Origin of the sequence: Mixta sp., assembly GCF_024610815.1 — a bacterium.
GTDB lineage: Bacteria > Pseudomonadota > Gammaproteobacteria > Enterobacterales > Enterobacteriaceae > Mixta > Mixta calida.
The window spans coordinates 1-13,463 of sequence record NZ_JANION010000073.1; the positions used below are offsets into that span (position 1 = coordinate 1).

14 protein-coding genes and 1 pseudogene are annotated in these 13,463 nt (G+C 58.8%); 5 read left to right on the forward strand and 10 right to left on the reverse strand.

The annotated features are described in order from the left end of the window. Positions 1-141 precede the first annotated feature (141 nt). From MYY08_RS04380 to MYY08_RS04390, 3 genes are read left to right on the forward strand one after another with little or no spacing between them, the layout of a single operon-like run. A complete protein-coding gene (locus MYY08_RS04380) occupies positions 142-525 on the forward strand; it encodes an ArsC family reductase (protein WP_038624805.1) in 384 nt (127 codons plus the stop codon). A 1-nt stretch (position 526) separates the two neighbouring features. Continuing rightward, a complete protein-coding gene (dapE, locus tag MYY08_RS04385) occupies positions 527-1,654 on the forward strand; it encodes a succinyl-diaminopimelate desuccinylase (protein WP_038624803.1) in 1,128 nt (375 codons plus the stop codon). 22 nt (positions 1,655-1,676) lie between these two features. Beyond that, positions 1,677-1,868 (forward strand): YpfN family protein, encoded by a 192-nt coding sequence (locus MYY08_RS04390; RefSeq protein WP_038624801.1) that lies wholly within the window; start codon positions 1,677-1,679, stop codon positions 1,866-1,868. 36 nt (positions 1,869-1,904) lie between these two features. Here the strand turns inward: MYY08_RS04390 and ypfH are convergent, their stop codons facing one another. The 6 genes from ypfH to dapA form a co-directional block, all read right to left on the reverse strand. Then, the gene (gene ypfH / locus MYY08_RS04395; protein ID WP_038624799.1) at positions 1,905-2,603 is read right to left on the reverse strand and encodes an esterase; all 699 of its coding nucleotides are present in this window, start codon (positions 2,601-2,603) and stop codon (positions 1,905-1,907) included. An 84-nt stretch (positions 2,604-2,687) separates the two neighbouring features. After that, entirely contained in the window at positions 2,688-4,697 is a 2,010-nt protein-coding gene (locus MYY08_RS04400; RefSeq protein ID WP_376782892.1) for a tRNA(Met) cytidine acetyltransferase TmcA, read from the reverse strand. Then, entirely contained in the window at positions 4,698-5,555 is an 858-nt protein-coding gene (gene ypfJ / locus MYY08_RS04405; RefSeq protein ID WP_084970859.1) for a KPN_02809 family neutral zinc metallopeptidase, read from the reverse strand. 166 nt (positions 5,556-5,721) lie between these two features. Next, positions 5,722-6,435 (reverse strand): phosphoribosylaminoimidazolesuccinocarboxamide synthase, encoded by a 714-nt coding sequence (purC, locus tag MYY08_RS04410; protein ID WP_038624795.1) that lies wholly within the window; start codon positions 6,433-6,435, stop codon positions 5,722-5,724. Between the two features lie 125 nt (positions 6,436-6,560). Further along, on the reverse strand, positions 6,561-7,595 hold the full coding sequence (bamC, locus tag MYY08_RS04415) for an outer membrane protein assembly factor BamC (RefSeq protein ID WP_038624793.1): 1,035 nt from the start codon (positions 7,593-7,595) through the stop codon (positions 6,561-6,563). Positions 7,596-7,609: 14 nt separating this feature from the next. Then, positions 7,610-8,488 (reverse strand): 4-hydroxy-tetrahydrodipicolinate synthase, encoded by an 879-nt coding sequence (gene dapA / locus MYY08_RS04420; protein ID WP_084970858.1) that lies wholly within the window; start codon positions 8,486-8,488, stop codon positions 7,610-7,612. Between the two features lie 157 nt (positions 8,489-8,645). Here dapA and MYY08_RS04425 point away from each other — a divergent pair, with 157 nt between their 5' ends. Next, complete coding sequence (locus MYY08_RS04425; protein WP_038624789.1) at positions 8,646-9,239, forward strand: glycine cleavage system transcriptional repressor; 594 nt, start codon at positions 8,646-8,648, stop codon at positions 9,237-9,239. Beyond that, a complete protein-coding gene (gene bcp / locus MYY08_RS04430; protein ID WP_038624787.1) occupies positions 9,217-9,684 on the forward strand; it encodes a thioredoxin-dependent thiol peroxidase in 468 nt (155 codons plus the stop codon). The genes MYY08_RS04425 and bcp overlap by 23 nt, the downstream gene beginning before the upstream one ends. A 36-nt stretch (positions 9,685-9,720) precedes the next feature. Here bcp and MYY08_RS04435 read toward each other — a convergent pair whose 3' ends face one another. From MYY08_RS04435 to MYY08_RS04450, 4 genes and pseudogenes are all read right to left on the reverse strand, one after another. After that, positions 9,721-10,782 (reverse strand): AI-2E family transporter, encoded by a 1,062-nt coding sequence (locus tag MYY08_RS04435; RefSeq protein ID WP_038624785.1) that lies wholly within the window; start codon positions 10,780-10,782, stop codon positions 9,721-9,723. 87 nt (positions 10,783-10,869) lie between these two features. After that, positions 10,870-12,465, reverse strand: a complete 1,596-nt coding sequence (locus MYY08_RS04440) for a sensor domain-containing diguanylate cyclase (protein WP_038624783.1) — start codon at positions 12,463-12,465, stop codon at positions 10,870-10,872. A 254-nt stretch (positions 12,466-12,719) separates the two neighbouring features. Then, a complete protein-coding gene (locus MYY08_RS04445) occupies positions 12,720-13,325 on the reverse strand; it encodes a DsrE family protein (RefSeq protein WP_288013459.1) in 606 nt (201 codons plus the stop codon). A gap of 49 nt (positions 13,326-13,374) precedes the next feature. Further along, positions 13,375-13,463, reverse strand: a pseudogene (locus MYY08_RS04450) (DsrE family protein); the annotation flags it as partial.

Below are 13,463 nucleotides of genomic sequence, written 5' to 3' on the forward strand. Positions count from 1 at the left end.
TTTAATGATTAATTAAATAATTCCTGAGGTTTGAAACGCTTTATCAAACGTTTTGCTCTGCTTCGCCGGGAAGGGTTTCTGGATCGGAACCACAAGGTAAGGCATTATTCATTAAAGATATTTTTAAAAATGAGACCAAAAATGACACAAAATCAGCCACCTGCTCTTTTTACCCTCTATGGCATTAAAAATTGCGACACGATCAAAAAAGCGCGTCGCTATCTGGACGCGCAGAATGTCGAGCATCTTTATCACGACTACCGCGCGGATGGGTTAACGGCCGAACGACTGCAACACTTTATCGCTACGCTGGGCTGGCAGGCGCTGTTGAACACGCGCGGCACGACATGGCGCAAGCTGTCAGAAGAGGAAAAAGCGGCCATCGACAACGCGGACGCGGCGGCGGCACTGATGCTGGCGCAGCCCGCGCTGATCAAACGGCCATTGCTCGCCGCCGCAGACGGATCTATGCTGCTGGGTTTTAACGAAACCGACTACCAGCAGTTTATTCAGGAGAAGTCATAATATGTATTGTCCGGTCATTGAGCTGGCGCAGCAGCTCATTCGTCGCCCTTCACTCAGCCCGGACGATGCCGGCTGTCAGGCGCTTATGATTGAACGCCTGCAAAAGATTGGCTTCACTGTCGAGCCGGTTAACATTGCCGATACGCAAAATTTTTGGGCGTGGCGCGGACAGGGCGAAACTCTGGCCTTCGCAGGTCATACCGACGTGGTGCCGCCCGGTGACGTCAGCCGCTGGATCAACCCGCCCTTTGAGCCCACTATCCGCGACGGCATGCTGTTTGGGCGCGGCGCCGCCGATATGAAAGGCTCGCTGGCGGCGATGGTAGTGGCGGCGGAGCGTTTTGTCGCCGCTAACCCGCATCATCGCGGACGCCTGGCGTTTCTTATTACCTCCGATGAAGAGGCGAACGCCACGCACGGCACTGTCAAGGTGGTGGAACATCTGATGGCGCGCAACGAGCGGCTTGATTACTGTCTGGTAGGCGAACCATCCAGCACCGTGCAGGTGGGCGACGTGGTGAAAAACGGCCGTCGCGGCTCGATTACCGCTAACCTGACGATCCATGGCGTGCAGGGCCACGTCGCCTATCCACACCTGGCGGATAATCCGGTGCATCGCGCCCTGCCCGCGCTGAACGAACTGGTCGCCACCGAATGGGATCGCGGCAACGAATTTTTCCCGCCGACCAGCATGCAGATCGCCAATGTGCAGGCGGGCACCGGCAGCAACAACGTGATTCCGGGCGAGCTGTTCGTCCAGTTCAACTTCCGCTTCAGCACCGAGCTGACCGACAGCGATATCCGCCAGCGCGTCGAGGCGCTGCTGGAACGTCACCAGCTGCCCTATACGCTCGAATGGAAACTCTCCGGCCAGCCGTTTCTGACCTCGCGCGGCCGCCTGGTGGATGCGGTAATCAACGCCGTTGAGCACTATACTGAAACCAGGCCTGAGTTGCAGACCACGGGCGGCACTTCCGATGGCCGTTTTATCGCCCGCATGGGCGCCCAGGTGGTTGAACTGGGCCCGGTGAACGCCACCATCCATAAAATTAATGAGTGCGTGAAGGCGTCCGACCTGCAGCTGCTGAGCCGTATGTATCAACGCATTATGGAACAACTGATCGCATAAGCGTCCCTCAGGAGGAGCCATCATGGAATGGGTAAAAGAGTACTGGTGGATCATTGTGATCCTGTTGCTGGTCGGCGTGCTGATGAACGTCTATAAGGATTTGAAGCGTATCGACCATAAGAAATATATGGCTAATAAGCCCGATCTGCCGCCCCATCGCGATTTCAACGATAAGTGGGACGATGATGACGACTGGCCAAACAAGAAGAAATAGTCCCGACAGGGGCAGCGTGGCTGCCCCTTCCCCGCCTTACATCAGCGTAATAACATCACTCTCCCTCGGCTTACCGCCGCTTAACGCCTCTTCAAAGTAGCGGCGCGGCACGGTATAGCGCAGATGATCCAGCGCCAGATTCATACTGCGCTGGTCGATAGCGTGTGGCAGGTCCTCAACAATATCCAGCGTCACGTCGCCTCCCAGCGCGGTCAGACGCGCCGCCGCCTGCTGCGCCAGCTCCGCCTGATAGATCTCATCGTCCTGGCCATGGATCAGATGGATAGTGGTTTTTGCCGTCGCCTGTTCCGGCAGGCTGGCGTAGCGTCCGCTAAACGCTACGATGCGACCGGCCAACGCCGGCTGCGCCTTGCTGCCCTCCAGCACCATGACGCTGCCCTGAGAAAACCCAATCAGCGCCGTGGCCTCTGGCGCAATGCCGGTTTGCTGCTGCCACTCGCTGACCGACCGCAGAAACTGCGGCATCGCTTCATCCACGCGCTGCTGTAAGCTGGCGTCGTTCAGAGCCGTTTCGCTGTACCACTGACGGCCCGGCGCCTGACCGCCCGGTTCCGGGCCGCCGACGCTGATCACCAGCGCCTGAGGGTAAACCTCGGCAAACCAGCCGCCAATCTCGCCCATGGCAACCGGGTTATCGCCGGCGGCGTGGTAGAGCAGAAACAGCTGCTGCGGCGGCGTGGATGGATTCTGTACGACAACATAGCTCAGATTCATATCATCTCCTCTCTTCCCTTTAAGCGTAGATGATGATTCACGCCTGCCCGCTTTCATCTCTGTGTCAGAGGTGCCGTTGTCTTATTATTCCGCGCTAGCTCTCAATTCGGCGATGCTCTGCCGTTCTCTGTCACAACGCCCGGCGTCCTGCTGCCGCATCAGCCGCCCCGCCTCTTCGCGCCAGTGATTCAGCAACGCCTTGCGGCCGCTCAGCCCAAACGCGGCAGCCAGCGCGGTCGGCGACCGACGTTGAATAATGGCCTGATGCAGCGCCAGACCGACGCTTTCCGTCGCCAGCAGCAGCCGTCCCAGGGCGGGCAGGCTGACCTCGAAGGCGCGATGGGCGAAGGCGAAACCCGCGAGCGCGCGCCAGTCCTCGTCATCCAGTGGCTGACTGGCGTCGGGCGTCAGGGGAATAGTTTCGTCCAGCAGCGGCTGGAGCCAGTAAAGATCGCGCGCCAGCCGCCGCTCCGCCTGCTGGATCAACTGCCGCCCGGCCGCGCTCAGCGGTAAAATGGCCATCGCGCTGTAACAGCCGCTGCTCGCTTCCCGCTGGGTGGCGATACGCGCCAGCCTGAAGCCGCTGCGCTGCCAGAAACGCCACAGCTCATCGGTAAAACCAAAGCTGACGGAGAGATAGTCCAGCCCTTGCGTCAATGCCTGCGCGGCAGCGGCATCGATTAGACGGCCGCCGATGCGCTGCCGACGCAGCCCCGGCGCGACGGCGATGCGGCTGACGCGCTGCGAACGCAGCTGCGCCGCCTGCGGAAAGCCCGCGTGCGCCGCCAGCGACTGCGCGACCAGGCTGCCGCGCGGACGCCGCAGTCCGGCCCATACCTGCTGCGCCAGCTCGGCGGAAAGCCCGCCCTCTTCTACCAGCCACAGCGCGCCGGCGATATCGCCATCAGGGTTTTCCGCCGCGAAAAAGCGCTGGCCCGGCGCATCCATCATGCGTCGAAAATCGAGCGGCGTGGTGCGGTAGTGCGCGCTGGTCAGCAATAGATACAGACGCAACAGGCGGGCCGGATCGCGGTCGCGATCGCAGCGGATCACCGCGATCGCCGCTTTTGACGCGACGCGATCCTCCTGCGCCTCGTCCAGCAGCAGCGCGGCATTCACGACCTTCTCCAGCGGATCGTCCTGCCGCCAGCGCTGCGGCGCATCCAGCTGATAAAAGCGCGCCTGCGGCAGCGAGGCGCAAAATTTCAGCAGAAAGCCGCGTCCGGTGCCTTCATAGCCCTGTACGGTGGTGGTAAGCAAAACATAAGGAAAGCGCGTGACCAGTCGTTGCAGCAGGGGCGCAGGAATGGCTGCCGCCTCGTCGATAATCAGCCAGTCGGCGTCCGGCTGCATATCGTCCGCCAACAGCGCATCGGGCGCGATAAACGCGAAGCGCTCGCCGGCAAAACGCGCCAGCACCGCCGTGGAGACTTTGGCGGGCGCGGTTACCAGACAGCGGCCTGACCACTGTCGGAGCAGCATACCGGCCAGCGCGGACTTGCCGCGCCCGCGCGCGGCGGTTAAGACATGAATGCCGGGCGCGGCCCTGAGCAGCTTTGCCAGCAGATGTTGCTGTTGCCGCACGTCGCCTGGCTGCCAGTCGCTGAGCGTCAATGCTGGCGGCCAGCGCGGCGGCTGATGCTGCTGATGCAGCAGCACCTGCGCGTCGGTCAGAAAGTGACGTTGCAGATGGTGGATAAAATGCGGGGTGGCGAGGGGCGCATCGCATTCGCTCCAGCGCAGCGAATCGCTGTCGGGACGCTGCGGCCACGTCGTCCAGGGCGGCGTCAGCAGCAGCAGCCAGCTGCCCGCGCTGAGCGTGCCGACCAGCGCGGCGAACGCTTCGCTGTGAAACCCGTTACGGGCGTCAAAAATGGCGTGGCGGAACTCCTGTCCCAGCAGGTTGCGCAGGGCGGAGGGCGGCAACGCGTCGGCCAGGTCGCTGGCCTCGCTGAGCGTTATCCACTCTCCAGAAAGCGCTATCCGCCACTGCTGCGCCTGCTGGCGGCACCACTCTGCCTCGCCGGATAACACCGCCAGCCGCCGAATGCCGGTACGCCGCATCTCGGCGGTAAGCGTTTCCAGACTCACGATTTAGCGGCTGGCGAAGGTATCGCACTGACCGGGATCGCCGCCGTCAAAGCCGCGTTTAAACCAGCTGTAGCGCTGTTCAGAGGTGCCATGAGTGAAACTGTCGGGCGTAACGCGGCCCTGGCTCTGCTGTTGCAACCGATCGTCGCCAATCGCTTCAGCGGCGTTCAGCGCTTCCTGCAGATCGCCCGGCTCCAGAACCTGTTCTTTCTGCATATAGTGGCCCCAGACGCCCGCGAAGCAGTCCGCCTGCAGCTCCATCTTCACCGAAAGCTGATTAACCTGAGCCTGAGAAGCGTTCTGCTGCATCTGACGCACTTTCGGTTCGATGCCAAGCAGCTTCTGCACATGGTGTCCGACTTCGTGCGCCACGACATAGCCCTGCGCAAAATCGCCGTCGGCGCCCAGCTTGTTCTTCAGCTCATCATAAAAGGAGAGATCGATATAAACGGTTTCATCGGCCGGACAGTAAAAGGGGCCCATCACCGACTGGCCGGTGCCGCAGCCGGTGCGCGTCGCGTTACGGTACATCACCAGGTGCGGCGCTTTATACTGCTTGCCCATCTGGGTAAACAGCTTTTGCCAGGTATCTTCCGTCGTGGCAAGGATAACAGAGGTGAATTTCGCCGCCTCATCATCCTGCGGGCTGACGCGCTGCGTACTGCTCTGCTGCGAGACCGGCTCGCCGCCGGTCAGCAGCGGCGTCAGGTCATAGCCGTAATAACCAGCGACCATCACAATCACCAGCAAAATAATCCCGCCCTTGCCGCGCGGAATACGCATACGTCCGGCGCCCACGGTGGGTGACTGACTTCGACGATCTTCTACGTTGTCGCTCTCGCGACGCCCTTGCCAACGCATAACCTTCCCCTGTTTTTCACTGTGGCGGATACGGCAAATTCTAGTCGCGGCGACGCTGAATAACCAGAGCGCGTCGCGCCGGATGGGAGGGTAACGGAAAAAAAGGACGGGCACAACGAAGGAGGAGTGGCCGACGGCGGCTGCGCGTCGGCCGGAAAAAGCGCTGTCAGTCGAGCTTCACGCCCAAACGGTGAGCCACTTCCTCATACGCTTCGATCACGCCGCCCAGACTCTGACGAAAACGATCTTTATCCATTTTGGCCATGGTCTCTTTATCCCACAGGCGCGCGCCGTCCGGCGAAAATTCGTCGCCCAGCGTTACTTCGCCTTTAAACAGGCCGAACTCCAGCTTGAAATCGACCAGAATCAGTCCGGCGTCATCGAACAGCTTGCTAAGGACGTCATTCGCTTTGTAGGTCAGCTCGCGCATACGCGCCAGGTTCTCTTTATTCACCCAGCCGAAGGTTTCACAGTAGGATTCATTGACCATCGGATCGTGTTTGGCGTCATCCTTCAGGAACAGATCGAACAAGGGCGGATTCAGCACCATACCCTCTTCCACACCGAGACGTTTTACCAGCGAACCCGCTGCGCGGTTGCGCACCACGCACTCAACCGGCACCATCTCCAGCTTTTTCACCAGCGCTTCGTTATCAGAGAGCAGCGCTTCCATCTGCGTCGGGATGCCCGCCTCTTCCAGCTTGCGCATGATAAAGTAGTTAAACTTGTTGTTCACCATGCCTTTGCGATCGAACTGTTCGATACGCGCCCCGTCTCCTGCTGACGTATCATTGCGGAACTCGAGTACCAACAGATCCGGATTTTCGGTGCTGTAGACGGTTTTCGCTTTGCCGCGATACAACTCAGCTAGCTTTTGCATCTTGATAAACTCCAAACATGGTAAATAGTGAAAGGCCTGACCGCGCCACGCAATCGTTTACGTCGCTGCGCGCTATTATGCCAAAGATAAAATAAAAAAGGCCGGAATTTTCCGGCCTTTTTTTATTACTTGCTGAGCGCGGCCTGAAGGACCGCCACCAGCGCGTCGTTTTGCGACTGCGTCAGGACATGGCCTTTCGGGTCGATAAACTGCAGGCTGCTGCGGTTGTCGAGATCGCCGACCTGCAGCGTATAGTCGCCGTTCGGCAGCTGCGGATCTTTGGCGCCGATCTCATCCCAGGTGCTGTCGCCCGGCGCTTTGTAGGTCACCTTCATGCTGCCCTGCGAGCGGTTGCTGTCGGTGATATCCATGCCGATGCGCTGCAACGCGGCTGGCAGACGCTGCCAGGAGACATTGAAAGGCGCACGCAGGATCAGATTCGGTAGGCCGGTGTCATCGGCGCCGCTCTGCACGTCGATCTGCGAAGCGCTGCGGCTGGCGGCGGCGTCCTGCGCGGCGGTTTCCATCTTATCCAGGCCGGTGCTGATATCGTTCAGCATCTGCGCGGTATAACGCTGGATCTGCGTGGGCGAGGAAACATCATTGCCCGCCTGCTGCAGCTGCAGCAGTTTAACCGTCAGTGCCTGCTGATAACCCTGCTGCTGCACGCTGATCTGATAGCGGCCGCGGTACTGGTTATCTTCATCGGCGCGGTTCCACTCGACCCAGTCGGTCGTCAGCTGCTGGCTGGCGTCCTGCTGGCTGGCGATCGGGAAGCGGTAAGACTGCACCACGTTCACCACCTGCGGCCAGACGGAACCGCTGCGGCTGTTCTCCATCATCAGCACGCCGGTATTGCCGCTGAACTGCGCGCGCGCGCCGTTTATCAACGCCAGCGGCTGAGCAGGCGGACGAATGTCCAGCTGCTTGCCGACCGCGCCGTTGCCGGCCGCGTGCGGTACATCATAATCGCCGTTTTGCAGCGGCAGAATCATCCCCGCCGGCGCGCGTAAATCCTGCAGCTCAGCCGCCTGCAAATAAGATTCATCCCCGCTGACCTGGCGCTTATAGCGCTGATCGTTAGAGCAACCCGCCAGCAGCATTACCGTGGACAGCCCAACGATAGTCGCTACCGTGGACTTTTTTACTGAATAAGCCATCAACTCTCCCTAAATTACAGCAGACCCGCGTTTTTCAGCGCCTGCTCCACAACCGGACACGCTGCCCCGGATAACGGAACCATTGGCAGACGCAGGGTATCGGTCGCGATTAATCCCAGTTTTTTCGCGGCCCATTTCACCGGAACAGGATTAGATTCAACAAACAGTTTCTGATGCAGGTGCATCAGGCGCTGGTTAAGATGACGCGCCTCGGCGAAGTTGCCTTCGCGCGCCAGACGGCACAGCTCGGCCATTTCACGCGCGGCGATGTTCGCCGTCACGGAGATCACGCCGTGGCCGCCCAGCTGCATAAAGTCGAGCGCGGTGGCGTCGTCGCCGCTCACCAGCACAAACTCATCATCAACCAGCTCTTGGATCTGGCTGACGCGCGATAAGTTCCCGGTCGCCTCTTTGATCCCAATAATATTTTTGATTTTCGCCAGACGCGCAACCGTTTCAGGCAGCATATCGCAGCCGGTGCGCGACGGGACGTTATAGAGCATTTGCGGCAGTTCAGTGCTTTCCGCAATCGCTTTAAAGTGCTGATACAACCCTTCCTGCGTCGGACGGTTGTAGTATGGCGTCACGGTCAGGCAGCCGATCACGCCGGAGTTTTCGAAGCGTTTGGTCAGAGAGATGCCTTCTGCGGTGGCGTTCGCGCCGGTGCCGGCGATGACCGGGATGCGGCCGTCGGCAAGGTCGAGCGTCAACATCACCACGTCGCCATGTTCATCATGACTCAGCGTTGCGGATTCGCCGGTAGTTCCCACAGAAACGATGGCGGAGGTTCCGCTCTCGACATGATAATCAATCAGTTTTTTCAGGCTCGTACGGCAGACATTACCTTTGTCATCCATTGGCGTAACGAGCGCAACAATACTTCCCGTGAACATTGGCTATCCCCTCGACAAACAAGTGCTTCATGGTACGTTTGACCGGCGGGGAAAAGCAAGCGAACAGAGGCCGGGAGCGCTTGGCAGAGGGTATTTTTTATGTTTACCTACGGGTTATAACTGTTACTTATCAGCTTACCCCACAGGAAGACCTATTTTGCCGCAGACACCGCAACACTTTTTGGTCATCACGGCGTTGGGCGTCGATCGTCCCGGCATCGTGAACACCATTACCCGTCATGTCAGCAGCTGCGGCTGTAATATCGAAGATAGCCGTCTGGCGATGCTCGGCGATGAGTTCACTTTTATTATGCTGCTTTCCGGCAGCTGGAACGCCATTACCCTGATCGAATCCACGCTGCCGCTAAAGGGCGCCGAACTGGAGCTGCTGATCGTCATGAAGCGCACCAACGCCGGCAGCAGGCCGCCGATGCCGGAAACCGTCTGGGTGCAGGTAGAGGTCAATGACTCGCCGCACATCATCGAACGTTTCACCGATCTGTTCGACTCGCACCAGATGCATATCGCGGAACTGGTCTCGCGCACGCAGCCATCGCAAGAAAACCAGCCGCCTTTACTCTATATTCAAATCACCGCGCACAGCCCGGCGCATCGGGACGCAACATTAATTGAGCAGGCGTTTCATGCCCTATGTACAGAACTGCATGCGCAAGGCACTATTAGCGTCGTGAATTATCCTCAGCATGACGAAAAAATGGAGAGTAGTGATGAATCCACTGAAAGCCGGTGACACCGCACCGAAATTTAGCTTGCCCGATCAGGACGGCGAACAAGTAAATTTGACCGACTTCCAGGGACAGCGCGTGTTGGTCTACTTCTACCCTAAAGCGATGACGCCCGGCTGCACCGTGCAGGCGTGCGGCCTGCGCGATAATATGGACGAGCTGAAAAAAGCGGGTGTGGAAGTGCTGGGCATCAGCACCGACAAGCCGGAAAAGCTATCGCGCTTCGCAGAAAAAGAGCTGCTGAACTTTACCCTGCTCTCGGATGAAAACCATGAGGTCAGCGAGCAGTTCGGCGTCTGGGGCGAGAAAACCTTTATGGGTAAAACCTATGACGGCATTCACCGCATCAGCTTTCTGATCGACGCCAACGGCACCATTGAAAAAGTGTTCGACGATTTCAAAACCAGCAACCATTACGACATCGTTATGGATTACCTGAAGTCCGCCTGAGGCCGTGCGTGGCGTCAACGACGCCACGACCATCGTCTACGGCTCCGTGCGCAGGGTATCCGGCCAGGCGTGCACCACCGCTTTAATCAGCGTCGCCAACGGAATGGCGAAAAACACGCCCCAGAATCCCCACAGCCCGCCGAAAATCACCACCGCCATAATAATCACCAGCGGATGCAGGTTGACCGCTTCGGAAAAAAGCACCGGCACCAGCACGTTGCCGTCCAGCGCCTGGATGATCAGATAGACCACCATCATCGTCCAGAAATCACTGCCCAGCCCCCACTGAAACAGGCCGACGCAGATTACCGGCAGCGTCGCCGCCAGCGCGCCGATATAAGGGATTAGCACCGACAGCCCCACCAGCACCGCCAGCAGCAGCGCGTAGTTCAGCCCCAGCACCACAAAGGCGATCCAGGTAGCCACGCCGACCACCACCATTTCCAGCACTTTGCCGCGAATATAGTTGGTAATCTGCTGATTCATCTCGCTCCAGACCTGCCCCGCCAGCCCGCGGTTGCGCGGCAGCACGCGGCGCACCGCGTCAAGCATCTGCTGTTTGTCCTTTAGCAGGAAGAAAACCATCAGCGGTACTACCACCAGATAGATAGCCAGCGTCATCAGCCCCACCAGCGACGCCAGGGAGTATTTCACCACCGATTCGCCCACGCCGGAGAGACGGCTGCGCAGGTTATCGATCACGATATCGACAATCCCGGCATCGGCCAGCGCCGGAAAACGCGCCGGCAGTTCTGCGGAAAAGAGATAGAGCTGGTTCAGCATGTTCGGCGTGTCGTGCAGCAGGTTAATGCCCTGCTGCCAGGCGACCGGCGCTACCACCAGCACGAACAGCAGCAACACCCCGACGAAAAAGGCCAGCACGATGGTGGTGGCCCAGCTGCGCGAGCAGCCCAGGCGCTCAAGCCGCACGGTCGGCCACTCCAGCAGATAAGCGAGCACCAGCGCCACCAGCAGCGGCGCCAGCAGATCGCTGAAAAAGAACAGAATAAAAAACGCTGCCAGCAAAATCACCAGCAGAGCAATGGCTTCCGGGTCGCTAAAGCGACGGCGATACCATTGAATAAGAAGAGCCAGCATGGCATTCCCTTCCCTGTATTAACAAGGTGGACGATTGTACTGAAATGCGCGCCAGAAGACAGAATTACCTGAACGCTGGTGCAGCCTTTATCGCCAGGCGCGCCTTTCATTATGCGCTGAGGAAGCGGCGACCACGCAGTTGCGTCCTGCGCGCTTGGCGCGGTAGAGCGCTTCATCGGCGCGGCGGAAGCTCTCTTCGAGCGTTTCGCTGTCGGAGAGCCAGCAGCTGACGCCAACCGACAGCGTCACTTCGCCAACCGGCTCGATGGCGTGCTGCTGCGTGGCGGCGCGCACCCGCTCCGCCAGCGCCAGCGCGGTCCCCTCGTCGGCGCCGGGCAGAATCATCAGAAACTCTTCGCCGCCGCTACGACAGACCACATCCGTCTGGCGGGCGCAGCTTTTTAGCTGGCGCGCGGTCTGCTGGATAACCCTGTCGCCCACATCGTGTCCCCAGGTGTCGTTGACCCGTTTGAAGTGATCGATATCAAGCGCCAGTACGGCAAAAGGCTGCCGGGTGGTGGAGAAATATTCCAGCACCGCATGCAGGCCGCGCCGGTTAAGCAGCTGGGTCAGCGGATCGGTCTGCACTTCCGACTTCAGCTGGCCGATTTTATTGTGCAGCAGGCCAACACCGGAAAGCAGCGCCCGTTTAATCTGCGCCGCCTCGAAATACCAGGATCGCACGCCGTTAATCTCCAGCGCGGCATCCTGTTCATCCATCTGGCTCGCCTTACGCGCCAGATGCCACAGCGGCAGCGCGATCAGCCGCGCCAGCAGCCAGGCGGCGGCCAGCGTTAGCAGAGCCAAAGGCAGGGAATGTTGCACGACCTGAAAAAGGAGACTGCTGAGCGGCGCCAGCGTAATGCGCGTCGGCTTAACGGCGAAGATAGTCCAGTCGGAATCCGGCACGTGCGCATAACCGGCCAGCACGGGTTCGCCTTTCTCATTGGTTATCTCCTGATAGCCGCTGCTGGCGTAAGCGCCCGCCTCCTGATGCAGCAGCGGCGCGAGTTTTTTGCCGACCAGCTGGCTGTTCTGGTGATAGAGCACGCGATCATCGCGATCCAGCACATAAAGCTGCGTGCCGTCGCGGTAGAACTGGCTAAGCAGCAGCTCGTTAAGCGCGCTTTTGCGCTTCAGGTAGAGGGTGCCGCCGACGTAGCCGAGATAGCCGCCGGTTTCTGACCAGACGGGCCGCGAGATAAAAACGATGAGGTTATTCGCTGCCGAGATACTGGGTTGCCCAATCAGCGGCAGGCGCCGCTCCAGCGCCTCACGGGAACTGGCGGAATTGAGGTGCATGCCCTTTAACATCAGCGATTCCGGCGATATGGCGCGCACCCAGCCGCCAGCGTCGACAACCGCCACCGAGTTAAAGCTGTTGGTTTGCTGCCGCAGTCGCTCCACTTCCGTCTGTAGCAGCGTCTCATCGTCAAAATGCGCGCCAATCTGAGCGGCAGACCAGGCAAGCTGCAACTGCGCCTGCTGGAAAAACTGTCCGGTCGTGGCGGCCAGCTTGGCGGCGTAGACGCGGTTGGCTTCCAACGTATTCGTAATCAGCTGCTCGCGCTGAACACGCCAGGCGGCATAGAGAGAATTAGCCAGGGTGATAACGATACTGGCGACCGCCAGCAGGGTAATAAGCGTCCGTAAGTCCGTTTTCGGCCGTAGCAGCCTTAGCATGGACTCACCTTTATTGGGTTAATCATTTAATGTTGCGCCTTGTGGAGCTTTATTATTGTTACTGCTTGTTGTGTCGTGCGCCCTGGTGAGATGCACGTCTCAATTGTACACGGGTTAAGCAGCCAGCAAAACGCTCCGCCGGAGGCGATTGATAAAATTCTGCTGGTCAGGCCTGTACCTGAGATTTTACCGACGCGGATAAAAAAAGGCGCCGTTAAAGACGGCGCCCTTGTAACAGAAAGCGGTACGAGCAATCAGAGCATTAACAGTCCATAGCCCTGATTTTGCAGGGTGGCGACCGTCGTGCCGCTGGAAATGGTATGGGTGACCGACTTATCGATCCACTCACGATCGATATGATGGAAAGCCACAGACTGATCGCAGACGGTCACTTTTACGCCCGCTTTTTCCAGCTCGTTAATCAGCTTCAGGTTCGGGTTATCGATGCCGTACGCTTTGTGGAACTGTTCATTATTCAGCGCGGCGATAACGGCGTCGCCGTTCATGGAGACCACGAAATCAAGCTTTTTCAAGGGAATGCCGGCAGCGTAATAGAGGTTCACCACACGCGCGACGCGCTCCAGACCCAGGTGCGGATCTTTGATATCGCCATCGTTTTTATTCAGCTGGAAAACGATTTTGTTGCTGAGGTTCGGATCGTTACGCGGATTGTAGGCCGGCGTATCGACATAGTGGATTTTGCCATAGCCTTCAATTGCCGGGGTTGACCAAAAATCAGCCGGTTCCGTTTTGTTGCTAAAATGGTTGGTCACTTTGTCATAGAGCTGTGGTGCCTGAAGCACATTACCGCCGATAAAACCGGCCCGAGCCGCGACGACGATATAAGATACGGGACGCATAAAAATTACTCCTTTAAATCAGGATGTTGTCATCAAAAGGTCGAACATATTACATTTGCAACAAGGCGTAGCCCTGATTTTCCAGGGTTGAAACCGTCGTTGGGCTGGATAAAGCATGAACTACCGAACGATCTATCC